Here is a 25,065-nt window from a genome sequence, read left to right as displayed (position 1 = left end):
ATACGTTGAGCTAACCAGTACTAATGAACCGTGAGGCTTAACCTGACAACACCGAAGGTGTTTTGTCTGAGAGACAAAGATGAATGAAGTAGGCTTGTTTAAGATTGAATATTGCTGGTTATGACGAGAAATCGAAGTAACGGGTAATAAAACTGACCAGTTTGTTTGGAACAAACTAGAACAGTGCGGAGCACTGGCCCCCAGAGGGGTGAGTCTCAGGAAGAGACGGATAATTAAAGAATTTGAAGAATTCTGCTTGGCGGCCATAGCGCAACGGTCCCACCTGATCCCATGCCGAACTCAGAAGTGAAACGTTGTAGCGCCGATGGTAGTGTGGGGTCTCCCCATGTGAGAGTAGGGAACTGCCAGGCATTAAATAAGACGAGAAAGCCAACCCAATGGGTTGGCTTTTTTGCGTTTGGAGTTTTTAAATAGAATAATAATGAAAAATACACTATTTAGATGCCCCAACATAGGGCACTTTTATTATTAATTGAATAATTAACAAAAATTATGACGAGAGAATGCAGCGAGCACTGTCCTTTCTGAAATTTCCAAATAGTCTTCCATTGCCATCGCAGCTTCTTCTGCTTTACCATCCATTAACAGCATTAAAATCTGTTCATTTTTCTCAATATAAGGCGCATGTAGTAATTGAGGATCGTTTAATAAACCGAAGGCTAAGCGTAATTCTGCTAGAATAAGTTGGTATTGTTTAAACAGTCTAGGGCTATCTGAAAGCTCAACAATTGCGGTATGAAAATGCATGTTACAGGTTCCGACACCATTCCAATCTTGTTGTTCTTGAAACTTTTTTGCTTGTTCGACACTATCTTGCATTCTAATAATGGCTGGGTGCATAGGATAAGAATGTCGTAATGCATCACACTCAATTAACCGTCTTACACGATAAATATCCATAATAGAGGCCATATCTGGTACTGAAACAAAAACCCCACGATTAGGTTTATAAGTTAACAGCCCTTCTTGCGTCAACACACGAAAAACTTCTCTCAAGGTATTACGCGATATTTCTAGCGTTTCACTTAATGCGGTTTCTGAAAGTCTTTCACCAGGAGGTAATTCTCCTATAGTGATCTTTTGTCGAATAATATTGGCGACTTTTTGAGAAAGAATTTGTGGAGATGTTTTCTTCTGCATTATCTTCTGCTATTAGCTCAATAGAAACATCTATTCTATCAGTGAGCTTTACAATATATAACCTCTATTGTCGCTGTATGTTGCACTTATCACTCTCTACAATATTGCTTTCCGCTTCTTTTTATTAAAAAAATTGATTTTTTCTTTATCAATTTTTAATGTTCAAATTTATTTTTCTTCATTTATATGCACTATTTTTGTGCATCTTATTTTTTTATGCTTCATTCCCGTGCATTTTTGATACGAATAAATCATCTCAAATTGTCAATAAAATGTTAAAAATGCGATCTTCTTTGCACTTTTATCATCCCATATTTAAATCTATTTGCTTATTTATTCATCTATTATTATTAATTGTTCAACAATCTAATATCACTTGATTAACAATCATGTATTCATGCTCAACAATGGCATGTAAATTGCCTTAGTAATAATAATTAAAATAATGATGATAAAGGGGGTAGCTTATGGCTACACAAGATTCTGCAAATACAGCTCCAACTTCGTTTATAAAAAGTAGACGTTCCTCTCTGATTGCCGCTATTTTTTTAATGGCAACCTCAGCAATTGGTCCTGGTTTTATTACACAAACAGCAACCTTTACGGCGACAATGGGGGCCGCATTTGCGTTTGGGATCTTAGCGTCGATTGTGATTGATTTTATTGTGCAACAAAGTATTTGGCGAGTGATCACGGTAACCAATATGCGGGCTTCAGATATTGCCAACAAAGCTATCCCAGGAAGTGGCTATTTGCTGGCGATATTAGTTATCTTCGGTGGTTTAGTGTTTAACGTTGGTAATATTGCAGGTGCAGGATTAGGGCTTAATGCGATGGTTGGACTAGATCCTAAATGGGGTGGGATCTTAAGTGCATTGCTTGCGATCTATATTTTCTCTTCACGTAAAGCCAGTAACTTTATTGATCGTATGATTATCATTCTTGGTATGGTCATGATCTTACTAACTGTTTTTGTTATGTTTGCATCCAATCCACCGATTGGCGAAGCATTAAGACAAACAGTTTTACCTGACTCTATTAACTTTGCCACAATTACCACGATTGTGGGGGGAACAGTAGGGGGTTATATCTGTTATGCGGGTGCTCATCGTCTTCTTGATAAGGGAACGACGGGTATTGAGAATATTGAAGCGGTATCGAACGCTGCAACAAAAGGTATCTTAGTTGTTGGATTGATGCGCTACATTTTATTTCTCGCCATTTTAGGTGTTGTGGCTAGCGGTGTAACATTAGATATTTCTAGCCATGCTGCGAACCCTGCTTCACAAGCATTTCAACATGCTGCGGGTTTAACTGGGTTACGTATCTTCGGTCTTATCTTATGGGCCGCTGCTCTCACTAGTGTTATTGGTGCTGCTTACACCTCTATGTCATTTATTACGGTGTTTAAAAAAGGGATCACAGAACGCCAACGTAATATCGCAACCATTATCTTTATTGCTGTTTCATTAGCTATTTATATGATGATGGGAACAGCGCCCGCTGCTCTATTAGTCTTTGCCGGTGGTTTTAATGGTCTGATTTTACCTATTGGTATGACACTGTTTATTTTTGTTGCATGGCGTCGCCAAGACTTAATGAATGGCTATAAATACCCAGCATGGTTGTTATGGTCAGGCATTTTAGTCTGTGTACTGACTTGGTATATGGGCATCATGTCAGTCGGTGCGATTTTCAACTACCTCAAGATTGCTTAAAGGAATAATAACAATGATAAATGCCATCGATTTAAACAGTGATTTAGGTGAAAGCTTCGGACAATGGACAATGGGCAATGACGATGCAGTACTTGAAATAGTCAGTAGTGCCAATATTGCCTGTGGTTTCCATGCTGGCTCCCCGGATGGAATTTTAAGAACATTAAAAGCGGCAAAACAACACAATGTCGCAATAGGGGCGCATGTCGCTTATCCTGATTTAGTGGGGTTTGGTCGCCGTAATATGGATATCGCCAGTGATGAATTAACCGCAGATGTGATTTATCAAATAGGTGCTTTGCAAGGATTGGCAAAAGCAGTGGGTTTGAGCGTGACTTATGTTAAGCCTCATGGCGCGTTGTATAACACAATTGCTCATGATAAACGCCAAGCACTTGCTGTTATTGAGGCGATACTCGGCGTAGATCCTCAACTGACATTAGTTGCTTTAGCAGGATCACCTTTGATTACTCTTGCAAAAGAAAAAGGACTTCGTGTTATAGCCGAAGCCTTTGCAGACAGAGCTTATCACGCTGATGGCACTCTGGTTTCTCGTAAAAAAGAGGGCGCAGTTTTACATGATCCGGAACGTGTTGCACAACGTATGCTACAACTTGTACAAGAAGGTGGTGTTGAGTCTATAGAAGGTATTTTTACGGCGATAAAAGCTGATTCTATTTGTGTTCATGGTGATAGTCCTGATGCAGTCAATTTAGCCAAAAGCGTAAAAGAAACTTTAATAAATCATGGTATTGCAATTAAATCATTTGCTCCTGCTTTACTGAAAGTTGAGGGGTAAATATGACAAATTTAATGAAAGCAACTGTTGATGCAATCACCAAAGCACAAGAGGCTCGATTAGCAATTCGTCATGGTTTAGCTATACCAACAGCAGGTATGGCAAAAGGAATGACACAAGCAAATATGATTAGTTTGCCTCGCGATTGGGCATTCGACTTTTTACTTTATGCACAGCGTAATCCTAAAAGTTGCCCTATCTTAGATGTTTGTGAATCAGGTAGTTATCGTACTGTTTTAGCGAAAGACGCCGATCTGCGTACTGACATTCCTCTTTACCGTGTTTGGGAAAATGGCAAATTAACAGATGAGATTACAGATGCTACAGCCATTTGGGCACAACACCCCGATCTCGTAACGTTTCTTATTGGTTGTAGTTTCACTTTTGAAACGCCGATGTTAGAAGCGGGTATTGAAATTCGACACATTACGGATAACTGCAATGTTCCGATGTATAAAACCAATCGTTTATGTCGCCCAGCGGGACGATTAGAAGGCGAGTTAGTGGTTTCAATGCGTCCTATTCCGTCAGATAGAATTGCTGATGCAGTCATGATCAGCGGCCGCTTTCCTTCGGTACACGGTGCTCCGGTTCATATCGGTTCACCAGAAGCGCTGGGTATTAAAGACATTATGTCACCCGATTTTGGCTCTCCAGTAAGAATTGAAGAAGGTGAGATCCCCGTGTTTTGGGCTTGTGGTGTGACACCACAAGCGGCGGTGATGCGTTCAGGCGTTCCTTTTGCGCTCAGTCATGCTCCGGGGCATATGTTTATTACTGATGTGCCTGATGCTGCTTATCATGTATAAGGGAGGAAGATATTTTGCGCTTTTTGCCTGTTAACTTGTCTCACTTACTTGTCGAACTCTCCTCTTTAAAAGAGACGCTCGCATTGTATGAATCCGTTAAACAAGCTGATATTGCTGCTATTGAAGATATTGTACCCGCAGCGAAAACGCTCTTAATTCACTATACACCGTGGCTAATTACGGCTGAAGAACTTGTTGTTCAGCTCCGACAATTAGAAATCAAAGCGCTATCAGCACGTCAAACACAGTCATTAACGATCCCTGTTCATTATCAAGGTGAAGATCTCAATGAGGTCGCTGAATTATTAGGGATCACTACCAATGAAGTGATCCGCAGGCACACAGAACAAACTTATCAAGTTGCATTCACTGGTTTTGCACCGGGGTTTGCTTATCTGATCGCTGATGAAACCCAGCTCTATGTACCTCGTCGTAAAACGCCTCGTACACGGATCCCAGCAGGCTCTGTTGGATTAGCCGGTGAATTTAGTGGTGTGTATCCACAACAAAGTCCCGGCGGTTGGCAGTTAATCGGAACGACGGAAATAAAAATGTGGGATCTTTCCCGCGAACAACCCGCCTTTTTATTACCGGGAAATGAAGTGCATTTTATTGATGCACAAAAAGCACCAATAACAGTTTCATTGCCTGAAAAAAAATCGGCAGTAGCTTCCCCTCTTTCATTAAATGATACAGGCTTATATGTTATTTCGGCAGGGTTACAGACATTATTTCAAGATGAAGGACGAATTGGTGCTGCATCAATGGGGGTTTCTGCTTCTGGTGCACTAGATAAACCCGCTTTACATGCGGCTAATCGTTTGGTTGGGAATCCGACAACCTTCGTGGCACTTGAGATAACTCAAGGTGGATTAACACTTAAAGCGCGACAAGATTGTGTTATTGCCTTAACTGGGGCGGATTGTTCTATTTTACTAAAACATGAGTCGGGAAAGAGTGAATATCTATCAAGCTATCAACCAATTGATGTTCGTTGTGGTGATGAAATTATTTTAGGTATACCAACAACAGGGGTACGTAGCTATCTTGCTGTGAGAGGTGGGTTTGAATTACCTAAAGTTTTAGGTAGTCAGGCTTTTGATACTTTAGCGCAAATTGGGCCTAGTGCACTGCAAGAAGGCGATGTCCTTCATCTGAATAATGAAAGCATTTCAAACGGTATTGTAGCCGATGAACAGCCAACATCAGTGCTACCAAAACAAGGTGATATTGTCACACTTGATATCGTTTTAGGCCCTCGTACTGACTGGTTTACCGCGGATGCAATAAAGACGCTAACCTCTCAATTATGGCAAGTCACACCACAATCTAATCGTATTGGTTTACGTTTATTGGGCGAAACGCCCCTTGCGCGTGAGCAACAACAAGAATTATCAAGTGAAGGCACCTGTATTGGTGCAATACAAGTACCAATTAATGGGCAGCCTGTTTTGTTTCTTAACGATCACCCATTAACAGGGGGCTATCCTGTTATTGGTGCTGTCGCTGAATATCACTTACCACTCGCAGGGCAGATCCCTGTTAACGCTAAAATTCGTTTTAATCCAATTACCGAATTTCAAGAATATTGATAGGAGAATGCCACTCATGACAACAATTAACCAAAAACAACGAGTGAAGCATCGAGTACTTATTGCAAATCGAGGTGAAATCGCGGTTCGCATTATTCGTGCTTGTCAGGATTATGGTGCCACTTCAATTGCCATTTATGCCAATGATGATATTGATGCACTACACGTTCGTCTTGCTGATGAAGCTTATGGACTCAATGGTAATTTACCGAAAGAAAGCTATTTAGATATCAACAAAATTATTGATATTGCTAGTAAAGCTAAAGCGACGATGATCCATCCAGGCTATGGTTTTCTTTCAGAGCGTGCAGATTTTGCAAAAGCGGTACAAGAAGCCGGATTTATTTGGGTCGGGCCAAATCCTGAAACGATTGAGGTACTTGGCGATAAAGTGAAAGCACGTAAAATTGCACAATCTGTCGGTGCTCCCCTTGTAAATGGCACAGCAGATCCCGTTAATGATGCTAAAGAGGTTCTAGATTTTGCCAAGCAATATGGCCTACCTGTTGCCATTAAAGCCGCTTTTGGTGGTGGTGGGCGAGGCTTAAAAATTGCCCATAAAATGGAAGAAATTGAAGAGCTTTATCATTCCGCAGTACGAGAAGCAGTCACCGCATTTGGACGTGGTGAATGTTACGTTGAACAATTCTTAGATAAACCTCGTCATATCGAGGCGCAAATTATCGCAGATAAATTAGGCAATGTTGTTGTTGTCGGAACGCGAGATTGTTCGTTACAACGCCGTAATCAAAAGCTGATTGAAGAAGCCCCAGCACCTTATTTAACAGATGAACAACGTGAACGTATTCATCAATCAGCTAAAGATATTTGTGCTAAAGCGGGTTATGTCGGAGCCGGTACAGTTGAGTTTTTATTAAGTGCAAATGGTACTATCTCATTTCTAGAAGTGAATACACGTTTACAAGTAGAGCATCCGGTTACAGAAGAAACCGCGGGTATCGATTTAGTGATAGAGCAGTTACGTATTGCTGACGGGTTGCCAGTCAGTATTGATAAAACCCCTGTCCCGCGCGGTCACTCTTTTGAATTTAGGATCAATGCGGAAGATCCGGCGAAAGGCTTTTTACCTACACCAGGTTTAATTACACACTTCTCTCAGCCTTCAGGTCCAGGTGTGCGAGTAGACAGTGGTGTTGCTGAAAATAATCAGGTTTCACGCCAATTCGATTCAATGATGGCCAAACTGATAGTGACAGGTGCAACACGTGAACAAGCCATTGCACGGGCTCGTCGGGCATTATCTGAATTTAAAATAGAAGGTGTGGCAAGTGTATTGCCTTTCCATTGTGAAATGATGGAACACACCGATTTTACTGAAGATTTTAAGGTACATACTCGTTGGATTGAAACTGATTTTCAGGCAAAAAATAGCCATTTCCCACGTAGTACACCAGCAAAAAATGAACAACTCGTTCGTACCTTTATTGAAATTGATGGTCGTCGTCATGAACTTGCTTTGCCAGCTCAATTATTATCACTCTCTGCGGTAATACCAACAGCAATGAATGCCAGTCATGAGAAAGAAGAGAATGAAAAAGCAGTTATTGCACCAATTTCTGGTGTATTACATAGCTGGATCTTATCTGATGGTGATAAAGTCAAAGAAGGTGATGTTATTGCTATTATGGAAGCGATGAAAATGGAAGTTCAGGTGGTCGCATCTTGTGACGGGGTATTACAGCAAAAAGCCAAAACAGGTGATTACTTTTCAGCAGAAACCGTTTTAGCTGAAATAAATTAAGCGTGTTAAAGAATTAATATATTGATTAATAAGAATAATGCCCGCCTTTAATATTCGCCCTTTAAGATGAGTAAATTTCGTATTAAAGGGCTTTTTTATAATAACTTTATTTATATATCTATTTGTTATATCTAATTCCTTTTGGTTATAAGTTATTTTGCCTATAATCTAGGCTCGCTAAATTATCAGCAAAAGGAAATAAGATGTTACTCGTCTCACAATTGCTTATCGGCGCTGCAATAGGGTTAGTTATTACAACGACCGGCGTTGGCGGAGGCGTTATTTTATTGCCTGTTCTTATTTATCTTTTTGGAATGAATGCATTAGCGGCTGTGGCAACGGCTAATTTGTTATCTATGCTAATGAAACTCTCGTCTTCTTATATTCATTTTCGTTTAGGTAATATTCCATTAAAACCCGCATTATTAATTTTGGCGATCATGTTTCCTGCAACTTTTTTAGCGAGTTATGGGGTGACGTGGTTGGGATCGCAACCTCAATATTACGATCGTGTTGAATCTGGTATTAATATTTTAATGATCGTTGCCATCGTGTTTTCATTGATCTTGTTTTTACAACGAATGATAAGAAGATCAACAGGTTCAGATCTTTTAATTTCTTTGCCACCACCTTCATCCGTTACTTTTTCTTCCTTATTTGTACCAGGAATGAGTGCAGGGTTTGTGCTTGGAGCGACGGGAGTTGGAGGGGGATTAGTGGTATTGCCTGTATTAATGCGTTTTGCACAAATGGGGATTAAAGAGGCAATTGGTACCTCTATTTTTATTACCACGATCCTTTCGGGTGGCTCAGCTATTGCTTATAGTGCTGGTGGTTATACCGATGTTCACACGGCACTTATTCTTTGCTTAGGATCATTGTTTTCTATTCCATTATCACGCTATTTACTTGTCTATTTATCAGAGCGTTTTTTCCAATATTTAACACTGTCGTTTATTCTGATCAGCATCATTATGATGAGTTGGAAGTTAATCTATTGAATATAAAAAATTTTTTATATTCGATTCAATCATTGTGGATAAATTGAATGACATAAGCAACATAAAAATATAAGATATTTTTATGTTTTTCCTATGAAAGATATGAAATGACTGAAATAAAACTAGATAAATCTAATTATTCTCAATGGGTTATACGAAATTCTTTGTATTGGATGTCTAGCTATACTCGTTGGACATTAGAAGAAATAGATAATCAATGGAAAATTACGTTTGAAGACAATAACGAGTCAAATTTATTCGAATTTAATAAATTAATTAATGATTATATTTTAAGAGAAAAAATAGAATTAAAAACAGGAAAAGTAAAAGAATCAATTATTAATAAAGTGTTGGTGAGTATAAATGAAAGGTTGAACGAATGAATTTATTACCATTTAACTTCGAATACATAGATGATAATAGATTATTTATCAGCAACCTAGCTGGTTTTAATCATGTTTTAAATCACGTTGAGTTATCAAATATTATTGATTTTGGAAAAAGTGCTGATGAGCAAGTAAATAAAATACTTCGAGATAAATTATTTCTTACTGATGAGGATACAAAACTTCCTAAAATGATGATTGCATCTGGTTTAGGAAAAAAATTAATGTCAGAAATGAGATTTTCTCCAATTTTTATGATCGTGCCGACATTACGTTGTGATCATACTTGTAAATATTGCCAAGTAAGTCGAGCCTCCATATCGTCTAATAATTTCGATTTAAATGAGAATGAAATTCCTAAAATAATCTCACTAATAAAAAATCTTTCGAAAAATAATTATAAAATTGAAATACAAGGTGGTGAGCCATTAATTAGGTTTGACCTTGTAAAAAAAATATATGACGAAGCTATTATTCAACTTGGTCAAGAGAATATTGAGTTTGTTATTACTTCAAGTCTTTCATTACTTACAGATAAAATGATTGAATGGTCAGAAGAAAAGCCTGTTATTTACTCAGTATCTTTAGATGGAAATGAATATGTACATAATAAAAACAGGATATTACCTACAAAAAATTCATTTCAGATAATTACAGAAAATATAAAAAAACTGCAACGCAGACTAGGTAAAAATAGGGTTTCAACAGTCACTACGGTAACAAAAGAATTACTTCATAATCCTCAGTCACTCATTGATGCTCATTTTGAATTAGATATATTTGATCTTTTTATTAGACCTATAAGCCCTTATGGATTTGCAGAGAAAAAAGAAAGCTACACAATATCTGAATATATTAATTTTTATGAGAAATTATTAGATATTATTTTCGAGGAAAACAAGAAAGGATTTCCTTTTGTTGAGCATTCTGGTGCTATACATATAAAAAGATTATATAGCCCAGGCTTTTGTGGATATGCTGATTTAAAATCGCCAAGTGGTATAGTATTTAATAGTTTACTATTCAATTATGATGGGAAAGTCTATGGAAGTGATGAATCAAGAATGCTTCAGCAGGTATACTCTGATATTGACTTTTCTTTAGGTGACTTTGATTCGTTATCATTTAATAAAAATCCTATCTATAATAATTTACTTTCTAATTCATTTAACATGTTACATGTTGGTTGTGAAACTTGTGCTTTTCAGCCATATTGTGGCGTTGACCCTTGTCAGAATATCAGTTTATTTGGTGAGCCGATTGGAAATAAAAGCCTTTCACGATTTTGCCTTTATCACAAAGGGATGTTTAAATTATTAGTAAAAAAAATTGATAAAGGTAATGAAGGATCTACTTTATTAAAAAGTTGGACTTATGCTTGAGGTTATTAGAAAAGATTTATTCGATATAAAGAGTAATTTAGATAATGGTTACTACCAAGTATTTAAAGATAAACTGGTAGATCCTAAATTCTATTTAGACAATGTTATTGTTCAACAAGAAGAAACGGTTTTATCGCCGAAACCTTATAACGGTACAAAATATGTAATAGTAAATAGTGAGCTTTATAATAGTGTCGAGAATGGTGATATTATTTCTTCTTCAAATAATAAAGTGAGAGTAATTCTATCTCGTAAGGCAAATCACAATACATTACTCGTAACTGAACGATGTAATAATCTATGCCAGTTTTGTTCTCAACCACCCAAAAAAGATGATGATTCTTGGCTATTAGAAGATGCTATTCTTGCTATATCTGCATTTAATTTTGATGGCATCATAGGAATTAGTGGTGGGGAGCCTTTAATTTATGATGAAAAATTTATTGATTTCATCCAAATAGTGAAAAAAGATGCACCTAAAACGGCACTACATGTATTAACTAATGGGCGAAAATTTAGTGATATTACTTTTACTAAAAAATTAGCAGAAGAAATTAAGGGAATGGCTATATCATTTGGTATTCCTCTCTATTCTACTCATGAGAAAACTCATGACGAATTAGTTGGATGTAAAGGGGCATATAAAGAAACGATTGCAGGATTAATTAATGCTGGTAATTTAGGTATCAATATTGAATTAAGAATAATACCAACAAAAATAAATTACCTTTATTTTCATGGGATTGTTGAACTATGTGCAAGGATTTTTTCAAATATTAATCAAATTTCAATTATGAATTTAGAGCCAACAGGCTGGGCTAAAAGAAACTGGGAGGATCTTTATATTTCTCCTGATGAGTACTCAGAACAGCTAAATTTAGCGATTAATATGACGGATATTAGTCAAATACCTTTGGCATTGTTTAACTATCCTTTATGCCATCTACCTGAAAACTTATGGGCATACAGTGTTCAATCTATTTCTGATTGGAAGAATTATTATCCAAGTGAATGTAGCCTATGCAAAATGAAAGAGCATTGTGGCGGATATTTCAGTTCTTCATATGGTAAATATCATCAAACTGCGAGGGCAATTTTATGAAAAAGTGGAGTTTAGCTGCATTACTACCTGGTTTTTTATCCTTAAATAGTCAGGTAATAGCCAGTTCTACCGGACTACCTAATTCTGAATTAACCTTTGAACCTGAAGATCTTGTTTTTGCACCCTTAAATGTAGAAACACCATTTTATATTGCTGGACATAGAAGCCATAGCTCTCACAGAAGCCATCGTAGCCATAGTTCTCACCGCTCTTCTTCTGGTGGTGGTTATTATAGAAGTGCTCCTTCTACGCCGAGTTATTCTCAGCCACAAACAACCAATAGAACAAATTCGCAGAATTCGTCAAATTCTTCATCTAATAATGATTTTTCACAATCGGTTAGGAATTCAAACTTTACTCAAGAACAAAGAAAGCGCCTTGTTATGAGGGTACAATTTGCATTATTTGAAAAGCATTATTTCAATGGTGTAATTGATGGTGTTATGGGACCAGCAACCCGCCAATCAATACAAAACTATAGAAGAGATATGAAACTATCTTCTAATGCATTAATTGATGCTGATTTATTAAATGCATTAGGAATTTATGCAACTAATTAAAAATGCAGATGGTTAAAGTATGAACATTAAAATAGGTGATGAATTTTTAGTTTATATGGCGCTAGGTGAAGAAAGCTATATGAAAGAGTATTATCGTGTTGTTGAATTAGATACTCAACTTTCTCAAGTAACAGGTAAGTTACTCAAAAGAACAACGGCTGATGATAAAAATATTGGTTTGGGTCGTTGTGAGTTAGAAGGCGGTATTGAGCAATTTGCATTAGAAGATATCTACCCCGTTAAAGAGTGATCTTAATTGCAGATCACTCTTCTTAATTCATTTGTCGTTTAGGCTACAGGCGCATTTTCAGGTAATGCAGATGCCGGTAAACCAAATACTTTGTCAAATACCCAGTTATAAACGAAAGTATAACAAGGGATAATAATTATCAGCGCAAAATCCATCACTAACGCTTGCCATAACGAAACATTAAGCCACCATGCAATTAACGGAATTAAATAGAGTACTAGTGTTAGCTGAAATCCAATTGCATGTACAATACGGCGTCTAAAAGTTCGAATTCTTGAAATCTGCCTACTTTCCCAAAATTCAAACATACAGTTATAAATAAAATTCCAACTCACCGCGATTGTTGTTATCACAAGCGCTAATGGGCCAGTTACTGCTGTTGAGCTATCAGCCAAAAGAGCAAGTCCAACGGATGAAATAACCCAGCCAAAAATCTCATAAGCTGTCACGTAGACAATTTTTCGTTTAATACCTTGCATTGTGCTCTCTTTTTTCTGTGGATCCGTGTTGTTAAGCATCGTAAGATAAATCAGCAAGAATGACAGAAAAAGTCAGCTAGTATCAATTTAACTGAAACATCAGGAGTGAACATGCAGTTTTCAAGTGAACATATTGCGATATTTTTAGCCGTGATGGATAAGGGATCTTTCTCTGCGGCAGCACGTTCATTAAAACGTGTTCCTTCTGCTGTTAGTATGGCGATTGCCAATATGGAAGCTGAATTAGGCTATGCACTTTTTGAGCGCTCATCACGAGAGCCTCAACCAACCGAAAAAGCCAAAGCACTTGAACCTCATGCCAGAATGATCGCAGAGCAATTAAAATTATTACAAGTGCATGCACAAGAGCTTTCCATGGATCTCGAAAGTGTTTTAAATATAGGTGTTGCAGCTGATATTAATCCTGATTATTTATTACCTGCGTTATCTGAATTAACCCAACGTTATCCATTACTTAATGTGAATGTGATAACCGCAGCACAAGACGACATTATTGAAATGTTGCATTCACATAAAATTCAATTGAGCCTCGTTTATGGGGGCTTGTATGTGAATGGTGATGAGCAATTTCAATATCTTGGCTCAGAGTCATTAGTGGCAACAATCTCTGCAAGTCATATTGCATTAGCACACCCTGCAGGCGTATTTATTGAGGATTTAGTGAATGTTCGCCAAATTATGATCGCTAGTCACACCAAAGAGTTGAGAGATGAACGCTCATTAGTGGCTACAAATTATTGGCAAACGGATAGTTTTCAAATGGCATTAGGTATGGTTGAAGCGGGAATGGGATGGGGTAATTTACCGTATTCGCTGATTTATACTCAATTACAAAAAGGAAAATTAAAACAGCTGCAGTTTAAGAATACGAAAAATGAGTTACGGTTGCCTATTCATGCCATGTGGCTAAAAGGGGAGTCGTTACAAAAAGGGGCAAAAGAATTAGTTGAGCTGATGAGTTCTCATCAGCCCATTGTACCTAATTTTGATTAATCGATACGTTGTTGATGAACCCAAACGGCAACTTCAACACGAGATTTTAGCTTCATCTTTTTTAGTAAGTGTTTAACGTGCACTTTGACCGTACTTTCTGTGATATCAAGTTTACGTGCGATCATTTTATTGGATAGCCCTTGCGCTATTAATTTTAAAATATCACGTTCACGCGGGGTGAGTTGTTCAATATCACGCTCACCTTCAGAACGATCTTCACGTAATGATTCTGCTAAAATCGGCGTTAATGCAGGACTGACAACCATTTTTCCGGCAGCCGCTTGTTTAAGTGCTGCAAGCAATTCTTCAGGCTCCATATCTTTTAAAAGATAGCCATCTGCACCACGTTTTAACGCTGTGACTAAATCATCACTATAATTTGATACGCTGAAAACAACGATCCGACCTGATAACGACTTTAGTCGAAGTTGATCAAGTGTTTCAAAACCATTCATTCCTGGCATATTCAGATCCAGCAAAATTAAATCTGGATCTAATTCTTCTGCGAGTTTCACGCCTTGAATACCATCACCCGCTTCCCCAACGACAGTGAGTGTTGTATCAAGACTTAAGAGTTGTTTTACACCATTGCGTAGCATTGGGTGGTCATCAATGAGTAAAATTGTCGCTTTTTCTGTGGGTGATCCCATGTTATTCATTACGACTTGCTCCATGTTAGACAGGGTCTTTATGAGTAGTGATTAATGGAAATTTAACAAGCACTTGAGTACCGCCCTGTTCACGTACTTTGATAGTATAAGAGCCATTTAGGCTATTTGCGCGTTCACGCATAATAATAAGGCCATAGTGATTTAATTTTTCAGGGTTAGGACTAATTCCTTCACCATTATCGTTAATTTTTAATTCAATAATGCCATTATCAAGAGATAAAGAGACTTCAGCCCAGTTGGCATTGGCATGCTGTAATATATTATTCAATGCTTCACGTACAATTTGAACCACATGAATACTCTGATGTGAATTCATGCATTTTGCAGGTAATTGATAGTCAAAATTAATAGTAAATCCAAGGCGCTGATTAAATTCGGTCAGTGTACTTTCTAACGCAGCTAGTAATCCCGGCTCTGTGAGTTTTAAGCGAAACGTGGTTAACAGTTCTCTTAGTTGACGATAAGCCACATTAAGCTCTTCTCGCATCTCTTTAAGGAGTTTTTGGCAGTTATCCGGTAAGGTTTCTGACTGCATTTGCAAATAGCTAACTTGCATTTTTAAACAAGAAAGCGATTGAGCAATCGAGTCATGTAATTCACGAGCAATTGCCGAACGCTCATCCATGAGTAAAAGCTGTTGCTGCTGTTCGTTTTGCTGTTCCATCGCAAGCATTGCTGAGATCTGTTTTGTCAGTAATAACATTAAATTATTCTGTTCGTCAGTTAAAACAGTAGTTTCAGGTAACTGCATGACAAATAATCCATAACGATGGATTTGATCAGCTAATTCCCAATGTAATAACCCACTATTTAATGAAGTCGTTATTGACGTATTATCTTCACAACGTTCGCATTGCTTATCTGGGCAGTGATGTGGACGTGATTGAGGTTCTAAACTGATTTCATTAAACAGTGTGTGATGATTATCTTCATATAAACGTATCTGCAAATAAGCATCAGGAATGATTTGTTGAAGTTCAAATAGTATCTGTCTTAATCGAGCGCAAAGAGGGGCAGGGGAGTGTAATTGCTGGCTTGAATGATAAAGGTAAGAGAGCACTTTATTTTTCTGTTGTAAGTCGTGCGTTTTTTCGACCACTCTTTTTTCTAATTCACTATACAGCGTAGAAAGCTCTTCTGACATGGTATTGAGTGCGATACCCAATGTGGCAATTTCATCATGGTGTGCGCGCTGATGAAAACGTGCTGAAAAATTACCATGACCAATTGAATGAGCCATCGCCATTAATTGTTGCCAAGGATGTAATAAACGACGGCGAAAATGCCAAACAGAGCCAAACAGTAATAACAGAGTGAGTGCAGTAAAAATAAGCTGAGTATAAGCCACCATCCTGATTTTTTGCTCTGTTAGCTGGTCGATACTTAACACTAATTTATCGAGCTGAGAAACAAAAAAGATAACTTCTTCTTTTGCATCATTACGTTGTTTTGCATAGAGCAATGTTGGTTTTAAGGTATCTTTCCAGTAAGTATTTAATTGAGCATATTGTGATTGTAGCGATTCATTGCTTAGGACTTGAAGTAATTCATCACTGTCTAAATCGGTTTCTAATTCATGAAGGTAATAACGATGCTGTTCATCTAGAGGTAAAGCAGATAGCAAACGATAACTTTGCATTCGCAACGATCCAGATTTATTAATCGCATGAGCGTTACCTTGCACACTCAAAATAATATGGTTAGAAATTGCCATTCCTACCACACCCAATAGCGTGAAAAGTAACATTAATATCGCTATCTGATTAATAATTGAAAAACGGTAGTGCCATTGGATTTTATGTGTACTCATCGTTATTTTTCCAAGTTTATTCTGGCGCTATATTGCCTTAAAAAGACACCAAATGTCATATACCACTAAAGTATTACTCCTAAATATCCAATAGAGATAATTTCACTTCTAAATTATGATGTTTTTAATCTAACTAATTAATTTAGAATGAAAAATTAAGTATTATGTTATTAATACTTAGGTGTAAATAGTGATTTTAGTTCAAAAATCAAACAAATGTTTGCTTGATGCAGATCATGACTAATTAACAATTCTAATCGTACAAAGATGCCAATCTAACCGTTAATCGAGGTTGTTATGGCACTCACTCAACACCCAGAAAAAATGAGAAAAGGGGTGATCAAAGATTGGCATCCTGAAGATAAAGCTTTTTGGGAAAAGACTGGTCAAAAGATCGCTTCACGTAATTTATGGATTTCTGTTCCTTGTTTACTTTTATCATTCTGCGTATGGATGCTTTTTAGTGCCGTTGCAGTAAATTTGAACAAAGTAGGTTTTAACTTTACCACAGATCAGCTATTTATGCTGACGGCACTGCCTTCAGTCTCAGGTGCTATTCTGCGCGTTCCTTATTCTTTTGTTATTCCTATTTTTGGTGGCCGTCGCTGGACGGCAATCAGTACCGTATTTCTGATAATTCCTTGTCTCTGGCTAGGCGTCGCCGTGCAGGACGCCACAACGTCTTACTCAACCTTTATTATAATTTCGCTGTTATGTGGTTTTGCTGGAGCAAACTTTGCATCCAGTATGGCAAACATCAGCTTTTTCTTCCCTAAAGCACGTCAAGGTGGGGCATTAGGATTAAATGGCGGATTAGGTAATCTCGGAGTGAGTGTTATGCAACTCGTCGCCCCTTTAGTGGTTGGCGTTGGTGTTTTTGCTCTGTTTAGTGGCCCAGGTGTCGTTCAGCCTGATGGTTCACGTTTATGGCTAGAAAATGCTGCGTGGATTTGGGTTCCTTTCTTGTTGATCCTGACATTTGCAGCTTGGTTTGGTATGAACGACCTTGCGGCTAACAAAGCTTCTTTAAGTCAGCAATTACCTGTTTTAAAACGTGGTCACCTCTGGTTATTAAGTATTTTATACCTGTGTTCTTTTGGCTCATTTATTGGTTTTTCAGCGGGTTTTGCGATGTTATCGAAAACCCAATTTCCCGATATCGTTATTTTGCATTATGCCTTCTTCGGACCTTTATTAGGTGCCTTAGCTCGCCCTGTGGGTGGCGCTTTGTCGGATAAATTTGGAGGCATTCGAGTCACACTGATTAACTTTATCATCATGGCAATTTTCTCTGCTCTACTCTTCTTAACACTACCTGAAAATGGTGTTGGTGGCTCATTTATCGCGTTCTATGGCGTATTTATGGTGCTGTTTTTAACCGCAGGTTTAGGTAGCGGTTCTACATTCCAAATGATTGCTGTGGTGTTTAGAAAAATCACCGTTGACCGCATGAAAGCACAAGGTGCTTCTGATGAAGCAGCGCAAAAAGAAGCAGTAACAGAAAGTGCAGCTGCGCTTGGTTTTATCTCAGCCATTGGTGCAATAGGTGGCTTCTTTATTCCTAAAGCCTTTGGCACATCGCTTGCAATGACTGGCTCACCTGCCGGAGCCATGAAAATCTTTGTTCTATTTTATATCGCCTGCGTCTTGATCACTTGGTTGGTCTATGGACGTAAACACAATAAACAATAATGACGAATTATACGCAATGTGAGAGCGCTCACGCGCATTGGGAGAGTATCTGATGAGTAAGTTTCTCGATAGATTCCGCTATTTTAAACAGCTTGGCGATACCTTTTCAAAGGATCATGGCCAAGAATTAAATGTTAATCGTGACTGGGAAGATGGTTATCGTAGTCGCTGGCAACATGACAAAATTGTCCGTTCCACTCATGGTGTTAACTGTACTGGCTCTTGTAGCTGGAAAATTTATGTCAAAAATGGGTTAGTCACATGGGAAACCCAACAAACGGACTATCCGCGTACACGTCCTGATTTACCCGATCATGAGCCTCGTGGTTGTCCTCGTGGTGCAAGCTATTCATGGTATTTATATAGTGCGAACCGCGTTAAATACCCAATGGTACGTAAACGCCTAATTAAATTATGGCGTGAAGCGAAAGCACAACACTGTGATCCTGTCGATGCTTGGGCTTCTATTATTAGCTCGCCAGAAAAAACCAAAAGCTATAAACAAGCTCGTGGTCGTGGTGGTTTTGTTCGTTCTTCATGGTCTGAAGTGAATGAAATTATTGCCGCTTCTAACGTATTTACAGCTAAAGAATATGGTCCTGATCGTATTATCGGTTTCTCACCAATTCCAGCAATGTCGATGGTGTCATACGCTGCGGGTGCGCGCTATTTATCTCTTATTGGCGGGGCATGTTTAAGTTTTTACGATTGGTATTGCGACTTACCACCAGCATCACCCATGACATGGGGTGAACAAACAGACGTTCCTGAATCGGCGGACTGGTATAACTCTTCTTACCTGATTGCATGGGGCTCTAACGTACCGCAAACACGTACTCCAGATGCCCACTTCTTTACCGAAGTTCGCTACAAAGGGACTAAAACTGTTGCGGTTACACCTGATTATGCTGAAATTGCTAAACTGTGTGACCAATGGTTAAATCCAAAACAAGGTACTGATAGCGCAATGGCAATGGCGATGGGACACGTTATTCTTAACGAATTCCACGTTAAACGCCAAACTGAATACTTTAGTAACTATGTGCGCACTTACACTGACATGCCAATGTTAGTGATGTTAGATAAACATGATTCTGGCAATTTAGTTGCGGGTCGTATGTTACGAGCTTCTGATTTAGTGAACAATCTCGATCAGGAGAAAAACCCAGAGTGGAAAACCATTGCTATTGATGAGAAAACACAGCAATTGGTTGCCCCTCAAGGTTCGATGGGCTTTCGTTGGGAAGGCGCAGCTAAATGGAATCTTGAGCCTAAAGACGGTAAGAGTGGTGAAGAAGTCACTTTACAATTAGGGCTTTTAGAGAACCACGATGATGTTGTAGATGTGGCATTTCCTTACTTTGGTGGCATCAAGAGTGAATACTTTGAAGGTGTTGTTCTTGATGACGTTCTCGTTCATAAACTGCCTGCTAAGCGTATTACACTTGCGAATGGCGAAGAAAAATACGTTACAACCGTCTATGACTTGCTATTAGCAAACTACGGTATTGATCGTGGCTTAAATGATGAAAACTGCGCATCAAATTACGATGAAATCAAAGCATATTCACCAGCATGGGCAGAGAAAGTGACGGGGGTAAGCCGTCAAGATATCACCCGTATTGCACGTGAATTTGCAGATAATGCAGAAAAAACACATGGTCGTTCTATGGTGATTGTGGGAGCCGGTATTAACCACTGGTATCACATGGATATGACCTATCGTGGCATTATTAATATGCTGATTTTCTGTGGTTGTATTGGTCAAAGTGGTGGTGGCTGGGCACATTATGTTGGACAAGAAAAATTGCGTCCACAAACCGGTTGGTTGCCGTTAGCCTTTGGTCTTGACTGGCAGCGCCCACCTCGTCATATGAATAGCACGTCATTTTTCTATAATCACTCAAGCCAGTGGCGTTATGAAACCGTATCACCGACAGAGTTATTATCACCATTAGCGGATAAATCACGCTTTAGTGGTAGTTTGGTCGATATGAACGTGCGTTCAGAACGTATGGGATGGTTACCATCGGCACCTCAATTAAACTTAAACCCGCTGTCTATTGCGAAAAAAGCCCAAGAGGCAGGCGTTAGTGTCGCTGATTACACCGTTAATGCATTGAAATCAGGTGAAATCCGTTTTGCTTCAGAGCAACCTGATAATCCACAAAACTTCCCACGTAACTTATTTATCTGGCGCTCTAACTTATTAGGTTCAGCGGGTAAAGGACATGAGTATTTACTGAAATACTTGCTGGGAACCGAAAACGGATTACAAGGTAAAGATTTAGGCGAGCAAGGCCAAGTTAAGCCACAAGAAGTGGAATGGCAAGATAAAGGCGGTGAAGGTAAAGTTGATTTAGTGGTAACTTTAGACTTCCGTATGTCAAGTACCTGTCTTTTCTCAGATATCGTTTTACCAACCGCAACATGGTATGAAAAAGACGATATGAATACTTCGGATATGCATCCGTTTATTCACCCATTAACGGCAGCCGTTGATCCTGCTTGGGAGTCTAAAACAGACTGGGAAATCTATAAAGGTATCGCTAAAACCTTCTCTAAATTGTGCGTGGGTCATTTAGGGGTTGAAACCGATTTAGTGACATTACCTATTCAGCATGACTCTGCCGCTGAAATGGCACAGCCTTTCGATGTGAAAGATTGGAAAAAAGGCGAATGTGACCTTATTCCGGGTAAAACCGCACCACATCTTATTCCTGTTGAGCGTGATTATCCAAATACTTATGCTCGCTTTACCTCACTTGGCCCGCTGATGGATAAATTGGGTAATGGCGGTAAAGGGATCAGTTGGAATACACAAACAGAAGTCGATTTCCTGAAAAAACTCAATCGTGTCCGTCATGACGGTGTGGCAAAAGGGCGTCCAGCAATTGAAACAGCAATTGATGCAGCCGAAGTTATCCTCTCTTTAGCCCCTGAAACTAACGGTCAAGTAGCGGTAAAAGCGTGGGATGCACTAAGTAAAGTGACAGGACGCGATCACACTCACTTAGCCAAAGTGAAAGAAGACGAGAAAATTCGTTTCCGCGATATCGTTGCTCAGCCTCGTAAGATTATCTCAAGCCCAACATGGTCTGGCCTTGAAGATGAACATGTCTCTTATAACGCCTGTTATACCAACGTTCACGAGATGATCCCTTGGCGTACTTTAAGTGGTCGTCAGCAGTTGTATCAAGATCACGAGTGGATGCGTGCTTACGGTGAAAGCTTAGTGGTTTACCGTCCACCTATTGATACTAAAGCGATTGATGCGGTTAAAGGTAAAAAACCAAATGGTTTTCCTGAGAAAGCATTGAACTTCCTGACTCCTCACCAAAAATGGGGAATTCACTCAACCTATAGCGATAACTTATTGATGTTAACGCTCGGTCGTGGTGGCCCTGTGGTTTGGCTGAGTGAAGATGATGCCAAAGAGATGGGAATTAGCGATAACGATTGGGTTGAAGCATACAACAGTAATGGTGCGCTAACTGCGAGAGCGATTGTTAGCCAACGTATTCCCGATGGCATGATTTATATGTATCACGCACAAGAGCGTCAAATAAACCTGCCAGGATCAGAAATGACAGGCATGCGTGGTGGTATTCACAACTCTGTGACGCGTGTTTGCCCTAAACCAACTCATATGATTGGTGGATACGCTCAGTTAGCTTATAGCTTTAACTACTACGGCACTGTTGGCTCTAACCGTGATGAGTTTGTTGTGGTGCGTAAAATGAAACAGATTGATTGGCTTGATGGTGAAGGTGATGCTTATCAACAGACCCTGAATGGACAGGAGAAGGCATAATGAAAATTCGTTCACAAGTCGGTATGGTACTCAACCTCGACAAATGTATCGGTTGCCATACCTGTTCAGTAACCTGTAAAAATGTTTGGACCAGTCGCGAAGGTGTTGAATACGCTTGGTTCAATAACGTTGAAACAAAACCAGGCACAGGGTATCCACAAAATTGGGAAGACCAAGAAAAGTGGAAAGGTGGATGGATAAAAAATATCAAAGGTAAATTAGTACCAAGAATGGGCAACCGTGTTGGTCTATTATCTAAAATTTTTGCCAATCCCGATGTCCCAGCATTGGACGATTACTATGAGCCGTTTGATTATGACTATGAGCATTTAAAAAATGCACCAGAAGGCTCATTACCGACAGCACGTCCTCGTTCGTTGATCACAGGTCAGCGCATGACCAAGATCGAAAAAGGTCCAAACTGGGAAGACGATTTAGGCGGTGAATTTAGTCAACGTGCTGCGGACAAAAACTTCGCTAATATGCAAAAAGAGATGTATGGGCAGTTTGAAAATACATTCATGATGTATTTGCCACGTTTATGTGAACACTGCTTAAATCCAGCTTGTGTTGCGACATGCCCAAGTGGTGCAATTTATAAACGTGCTGAAGATGGCATTGTGCTTATCGACCAAGATAAGTGTCGTGGATGGCGCATGTGTTTAACGGGGTGCCCATACAAAAAAATCTATTTCAACTGGAAAAGTGGTAAGTCAGAAAAATGTATTTTCTGTTATCCACGTATTGAAGCGGGTCAGCCAACCCTGTGTTCAGAAACTTGTGTAGGGCGTATTCGTTATCTGGGGGTAATGCTGTATGACGCAGATAAAATCTCACAAGCTGCCAGTGCAGATAATGAAAAAGATTTATACCAAAGCCAGTTAGATATCTTCTTAGATCCCTTCGATCCTGAAGTGATTGCAGCTGCAGAAGAGCAGGGTATTCCGTTAAGTGTAATTGATGCCGCACAGCGTTCACCTGTGTACAAAATGGCAGTAGATTGGAAGCTGGCATTACCACTGCACCCAGAATATCGCACTTTACCAATGGTTTGGTATGTACCACCTTTGTCACCGATTCAATCTGCTGCTGATGCAGGTGTGTTACCACATACAGGCGTTCTGCCCGATGTAGAAAGCTTACGTATTCCCGTTCAGTATTTAGCAAACTTACTGACAGCCGGTGATACGGCACCAGTGTTATTAGCATTAAAACGTATGCTAGCGATGCGCCATTACAAACGTGCTGAAACTGTAGAAGGAAAAACGGATTTAAGTGCGTTAGAGCAAGTCGGTTTGACTGAAGCGCAAGCACAAGAGATGTATCGTTATCTTGCTATTGCCAATTATGAAGATCGCTTTGTTATTCCATCAAGTCATCGAGAACTTGCGAGAGAAGCTTTCCCAGAACGTAATGGTTGTGGTTTTAGCTTTGGTGATGGTTGCCATGGTAGTGATAGTAAATTTAATTTGTTTAATAGTCATCGGATTGATGCGATTGATATCACTTCAAGAACACCACAGGATGAACGTCGTTCAGAGGAGAAAATATGATGATCTCTCTGAAAGTGATTTCTCATCTTTTAGATTATCCCATACAAGAATTATGGGATAACCGTGGCGAGCTTATTGACGCATTACAGGAGGCCGATGAGCTTCCTGTGACTCAAGTTGCGAAATTAATGGCGTTTATTCACGCCTTAACGCAACAAGAGTTGTTAGATGCACAAGCCAATTACAGCGAGCTTTTTGATCGAGGTAGAGCGAGATCACTATTGTTATTTGAACATGTTCATGGTGAGTCTCGCGATCGTGGTCAGGCAATGGTTGATCTGTTAAATCAATATCAACAAGCGGGGATCACATTAAGCAGCCGTGAACTCCCTGACTATTTGCCGACTTACCTTGAGTATTTAACACTTTTACCTACCACTGAGTGTATTGAAGGGCTAAACAACATTACGCCTATTTTGGCTCTGTTAGGTGAGCGTTTAAAACAACGAGGCAGTGATTATCACGCTCTCTTTGATGTGTTGCTTTGTCTTTCACAAAGTGAGTTAGACGCTTCACAACTTGCGGCTCAAGTAGCAAAAGAGCCTTTAGATGATACACCCGCCGCGTTAGATGCGGTGTGGGTAGAAGAACAAGTGACGTTTCTTGGAGAAGGTACGCAATGTGGTGGTAACAAAATCAGCCAACATCAGCGTCGTTTTGCACAAGAGACGGCAGTTCAATATCTCAACGTGGGAAATTCGTTGGATACGGGAGTACAAAAATGAATTACATCAATACGTTATTTTTTGATATCTATCCCTATATTGCTGGTGCCGTTTTTATTATCGGTAGTTGGTTACGCTATGATTATGGTCAATACACTTGGCGTGCAGGCTCTAGCCAGATGCTAGACAAGAAAAATATGCGATTGGCTTCTAACTTATTCCACGTTGGGATCATCGGTATTTTTGCTGGTCATTTTCTGGGGATGTTAACGCCACATTGGATGTATGAATCTTTCCTGCCAATTGAATATAAGCAAATTATGGCGATGGTGGGTGGCGGTACTTGTGGTGTATTAATGTTGGTTGGGGGGGTGATGTTATTAAAACGCCGTTTAACCAACCCACGGGTAAGAGCCACATCTTCATTTGGTGACATCATGATCTTAACGCTTCTGGTTATTCAAGTTGCGTTAGGTCTGCTGACTATTCCATTCTCGGCCCAACATATGGATGGTAGCGAAATGATGAAGCTGGTGGCTTGGGCGCAATCTATCGTGACCTTCCACGGCGGTGCTTCGGCTCATCTTGAAGGTGTCGCATTCGTATTTAAACTGCACATTTTTTTAGGTATGACGATTTTCTTATTGTTCCCATTCTGTCGATTAGTTCATATTTGGAGCGTACCCGTTGAGTACTTAACGCGTCGCTATCAAATTGTGCGTAATCGTCATTAATGAATACCCATCTCCTGATAGTAAGTTTGAGACCTTTTAATTGCGCTTATCTCACCCCCGCCCGCGGGGGTTTTTTTATCTCTTTTTCCAGCTCTAAAACATCAACAAAAA

21 protein-coding genes and 1 rRNA gene are annotated in these 25,065 nt (G+C 39.3%); 18 read left to right on the top strand and 4 right to left on the bottom strand.

The annotated features are described in order from the left end of the window. Positions 1-255: 255 nt before the first annotated feature. Positions 256-371: ribosomal RNA gene (gene rrf, locus DK861_RS05135) — 5S ribosomal RNA — on the top strand. Positions 372-501: 130 nt separating this feature from the next. Here rrf and DK861_RS05130 read toward each other — a convergent pair. Next, positions 502-1,161, bottom strand: a complete 660-nt coding sequence (locus tag DK861_RS05130) for a GntR family transcriptional regulator (protein ID WP_109399414.1) — start codon at positions 1,159-1,161, stop codon at positions 502-504. A gap of 467 nt (positions 1,162-1,628) precedes the next feature. Here DK861_RS05130 and DK861_RS05125 point away from each other — a divergent pair, with 467 nt between their 5' ends. The 11 genes from DK861_RS05125 (at position 1,629) to DK861_RS05075 (ending at position 12,522) form a co-directional block, all read left to right on the top strand. Further along, on the top strand, positions 1,629-2,879 hold the full coding sequence (locus DK861_RS05125; RefSeq protein WP_109399413.1) for an NRAMP family divalent metal transporter: 1,251 nt from the start codon (positions 1,629-1,631) through the stop codon (positions 2,877-2,879). Positions 2,880-2,892: 13 nt separating this feature from the next. After that, positions 2,893-3,678: a 5-oxoprolinase subunit PxpA gene (locus tag DK861_RS05120; protein WP_109399412.1), complete on the top strand. Its 786-nt coding sequence runs from the start codon at positions 2,893-2,895 to the stop codon at positions 3,676-3,678. Positions 3,679-3,680: 2 nt separating this feature from the next. After that, positions 3,681-4,487 carry a putative hydro-lyase gene (locus tag DK861_RS05115; protein WP_109399411.1) on the top strand — a complete coding sequence of 269 codons (807 nt, stop codon included), beginning with the start codon at positions 3,681-3,683 and terminating at the stop codon, positions 4,485-4,487. A gap of 14 nt (positions 4,488-4,501) precedes the next feature. Then, a complete protein-coding gene (locus tag DK861_RS05110) occupies positions 4,502-6,079 on the top strand; it encodes a 5-oxoprolinase/urea amidolyase family protein (protein ID WP_109399410.1) in 1,578 nt (525 codons plus the stop codon). Positions 6,080-6,095: 16 nt separating this feature from the next. Beyond that, complete coding sequence (locus tag DK861_RS05105; RefSeq protein WP_109399409.1) at positions 6,096-7,841, top strand: biotin carboxylase N-terminal domain-containing protein; 1,746 nt, start codon at positions 6,096-6,098, stop codon at positions 7,839-7,841. A gap of 203 nt (positions 7,842-8,044) precedes the next feature. After that, positions 8,045-8,842 carry a sulfite exporter TauE/SafE family protein gene (locus DK861_RS05100; protein WP_109399408.1) on the top strand — a complete coding sequence of 266 codons (798 nt, stop codon included), beginning with the start codon at positions 8,045-8,047 and terminating at the stop codon, positions 8,840-8,842. Positions 8,843-8,949: 107 nt separating this feature from the next. After that, complete coding sequence (gene hxsD, locus DK861_RS05095) at positions 8,950-9,225, top strand: His-Xaa-Ser system protein HxsD (protein ID WP_072063846.1); 276 nt, start codon at positions 8,950-8,952, stop codon at positions 9,223-9,225. After that, positions 9,222-10,610 carry a His-Xaa-Ser system radical SAM maturase HxsB gene (gene hxsB / locus DK861_RS05090; protein ID WP_109399407.1) on the top strand — a complete coding sequence of 463 codons (1,389 nt, stop codon included), beginning with the start codon at positions 9,222-9,224 and terminating at the stop codon, positions 10,608-10,610. Before hxsD ends, hxsB begins: the two co-directional genes overlap by 4 nt. Beyond that, positions 10,603-11,712, top strand: coding sequence for a His-Xaa-Ser system radical SAM maturase HxsC (gene hxsC / locus DK861_RS05085; RefSeq protein ID WP_109399406.1), 1,110 nt, complete (start codon positions 10,603-10,605; stop codon positions 11,710-11,712). Before hxsB ends, hxsC begins: the two co-directional genes overlap by 8 nt. Then, positions 11,709-12,272, top strand: coding sequence for a His-Xaa-Ser repeat protein HxsA (gene hxsA / locus DK861_RS05080; protein WP_109399405.1), 564 nt, complete (start codon positions 11,709-11,711; stop codon positions 12,270-12,272). The genes hxsC and hxsA overlap by 4 nt, the downstream gene beginning before the upstream one ends. 19 nt (positions 12,273-12,291) lie before the next feature. Further along, a complete protein-coding gene (locus DK861_RS05075; RefSeq protein ID WP_072063842.1) occupies positions 12,292-12,522 on the top strand; it encodes a hypothetical protein in 231 nt (76 codons plus the stop codon). Between the two features lie 38 nt (positions 12,523-12,560). Here the strand turns inward: DK861_RS05075 and DK861_RS05070 are convergent, their stop codons facing one another. Then, positions 12,561-13,001 carry a PACE efflux transporter gene (locus DK861_RS05070; protein ID WP_072063841.1) on the bottom strand — a complete coding sequence of 147 codons (441 nt, stop codon included), beginning with the start codon at positions 12,999-13,001 and terminating at the stop codon, positions 12,561-12,563. A gap of 111 nt (positions 13,002-13,112) precedes the next feature. Here DK861_RS05070 and DK861_RS05065 point away from each other — a divergent pair, with 111 nt between their 5' ends. Further along, positions 13,113-14,015, top strand: coding sequence for a LysR family transcriptional regulator (locus DK861_RS05065; protein ID WP_006535470.1), 903 nt, complete (start codon positions 13,113-13,115; stop codon positions 14,013-14,015). On the opposite strand, the gene narL is transcribed toward DK861_RS05065, so the two are convergent. Together narL and narX are read right to left on the bottom strand one after the other, a co-directional pair. Beyond that, positions 14,012-14,665 carry a two-component system response regulator NarL gene (gene narL / locus DK861_RS05060; RefSeq protein ID WP_109399424.1) on the bottom strand — a complete coding sequence of 218 codons (654 nt, stop codon included), beginning with the start codon at positions 14,663-14,665 and terminating at the stop codon, positions 14,012-14,014. The genes DK861_RS05065 and narL overlap by 4 nt on opposite strands. A 25-nt stretch (positions 14,666-14,690) precedes the next feature. Continuing rightward, a complete protein-coding gene (gene narX, locus DK861_RS05055) occupies positions 14,691-16,496 on the bottom strand; it encodes a nitrate/nitrite two-component system sensor histidine kinase NarX (RefSeq protein WP_109399404.1) in 1,806 nt (601 codons plus the stop codon). Positions 16,497-16,793: 297 nt separating this feature from the next. Between narX and DK861_RS05050 the strand changes: the two genes are divergently transcribed. The 5 genes from DK861_RS05050 to narI are packed head-to-tail and all read left to right on the top strand — an operon-like array spanning position 16,794 to position 24,954. Then, on the top strand, positions 16,794-18,188 hold the full coding sequence (locus DK861_RS05050) for a NarK family nitrate/nitrite MFS transporter (RefSeq protein WP_109399403.1): 1,395 nt from the start codon (positions 16,794-16,796) through the stop codon (positions 18,186-18,188). Positions 18,189-18,240: 52 nt separating this feature from the next. Continuing rightward, on the top strand, positions 18,241-22,002 hold the full coding sequence (locus DK861_RS05045) for a nitrate reductase subunit alpha (RefSeq protein ID WP_109399402.1): 3,762 nt from the start codon (positions 18,241-18,243) through the stop codon (positions 22,000-22,002). Next, positions 22,002-23,555 carry a nitrate reductase subunit beta gene (gene narH / locus DK861_RS05040; RefSeq protein WP_109399401.1) on the top strand — a complete coding sequence of 518 codons (1,554 nt, stop codon included), beginning with the start codon at positions 22,002-22,004 and terminating at the stop codon, positions 23,553-23,555. The genes DK861_RS05045 and narH overlap by 1 nt, the downstream gene beginning before the upstream one ends. Next, positions 23,555-24,280 carry a nitrate reductase molybdenum cofactor assembly chaperone gene (gene narJ, locus DK861_RS05035; protein ID WP_204101248.1) on the top strand — a complete coding sequence of 242 codons (726 nt, stop codon included), beginning with the start codon at positions 23,555-23,557 and terminating at the stop codon, positions 24,278-24,280. The genes narH and narJ overlap by 1 nt, the downstream gene beginning before the upstream one ends. Then, positions 24,277-24,954, top strand: a complete 678-nt coding sequence (narI, locus tag DK861_RS05030; protein ID WP_109399399.1) for a respiratory nitrate reductase subunit gamma — start codon at positions 24,277-24,279, stop codon at positions 24,952-24,954. Before narJ ends, narI begins: the two co-directional genes overlap by 4 nt. Positions 24,955-25,065: the final 111 nt, after the last annotated feature.

The sequence above is a fragment of the Proteus sp. TJ1640 genome (assembly GCF_003144445.1).
GTDB classification, from domain to species: Bacteria; Pseudomonadota; Gammaproteobacteria; order Enterobacterales; family Enterobacteriaceae; genus Proteus; species Proteus penneri.
This window is presented reverse-complemented; position numbering and strand designations above follow the sequence as displayed.

Bases quoted from the DNA above. Each gene is read 5' to 3' on its own strand.
- DK861_RS05120 (WP_109399412.1), top strand. From the start codon at position 2,893: ATGATAAATGCCATCGATTTAAACAGTGATTTAGGTGAAAGCTTCGGA.
- narL (WP_109399424.1), bottom strand. From the start codon at position 14,665: ATGGGATCACCCACAGAAAAAGCGACAATTTTACTCATTGATGACCAC.
- narH (WP_109399401.1), top strand. From the start codon at position 22,002: ATGAAAATTCGTTCACAAGTCGGTATGGTACTCAACCTCGACAAATGT.
- narX (WP_109399404.1), bottom strand. From the start codon at position 16,496: ATGAGTACACATAAAATCCAATGGCACTACCGTTTTTCAATTATTAAT.
- DK861_RS05100 (WP_109399408.1), top strand. From the start codon at position 8,045: ATGTTACTCGTCTCACAATTGCTTATCGGCGCTGCAATAGGGTTAGTT.
- hxsC (WP_109399406.1), top strand. From the start codon at position 10,603: ATGCTTGAGGTTATTAGAAAAGATTTATTCGATATAAAGAGTAATTTA.
- DK861_RS05125 (WP_109399413.1), top strand. From the start codon at position 1,629: ATGGCTACACAAGATTCTGCAAATACAGCTCCAACTTCGTTTATAAAA.
- DK861_RS05045 (WP_109399402.1), top strand. From the start codon at position 18,241: ATGAGTAAGTTTCTCGATAGATTCCGCTATTTTAAACAGCTTGGCGAT.
- DK861_RS05065 (WP_006535470.1), top strand. From the start codon at position 13,113: ATGCAGTTTTCAAGTGAACATATTGCGATATTTTTAGCCGTGATGGAT.
- DK861_RS05105 (WP_109399409.1), top strand. From the start codon at position 6,096: ATGACAACAATTAACCAAAAACAACGAGTGAAGCATCGAGTACTTATT.
- hxsD (WP_072063846.1), top strand. From the start codon at position 8,950: ATGACTGAAATAAAACTAGATAAATCTAATTATTCTCAATGGGTTATA.
- DK861_RS05050 (WP_109399403.1), top strand. From the start codon at position 16,794: ATGGCACTCACTCAACACCCAGAAAAAATGAGAAAAGGGGTGATCAAA.
- DK861_RS05130 (WP_109399414.1), bottom strand. From the start codon at position 1,161: ATGCAGAAGAAAACATCTCCACAAATTCTTTCTCAAAAAGTCGCCAAT.
- narJ (WP_204101248.1), top strand. From the start codon at position 23,555: ATGATCTCTCTGAAAGTGATTTCTCATCTTTTAGATTATCCCATACAA.
- DK861_RS05075 (WP_072063842.1), top strand. From the start codon at position 12,292: ATGAACATTAAAATAGGTGATGAATTTTTAGTTTATATGGCGCTAGGT.
- DK861_RS05070 (WP_072063841.1), bottom strand. From the start codon at position 13,001: ATGCAAGGTATTAAACGAAAAATTGTCTACGTGACAGCTTATGAGATT.
- hxsB (WP_109399407.1), top strand. From the start codon at position 9,222: ATGAATTTATTACCATTTAACTTCGAATACATAGATGATAATAGATTA.
- hxsA (WP_109399405.1), top strand. From the start codon at position 11,709: ATGAAAAAGTGGAGTTTAGCTGCATTACTACCTGGTTTTTTATCCTTA.
- DK861_RS05115 (WP_109399411.1), top strand. From the start codon at position 3,681: ATGACAAATTTAATGAAAGCAACTGTTGATGCAATCACCAAAGCACAA.
- narI (WP_109399399.1), top strand. From the start codon at position 24,277: ATGAATTACATCAATACGTTATTTTTTGATATCTATCCCTATATTGCT.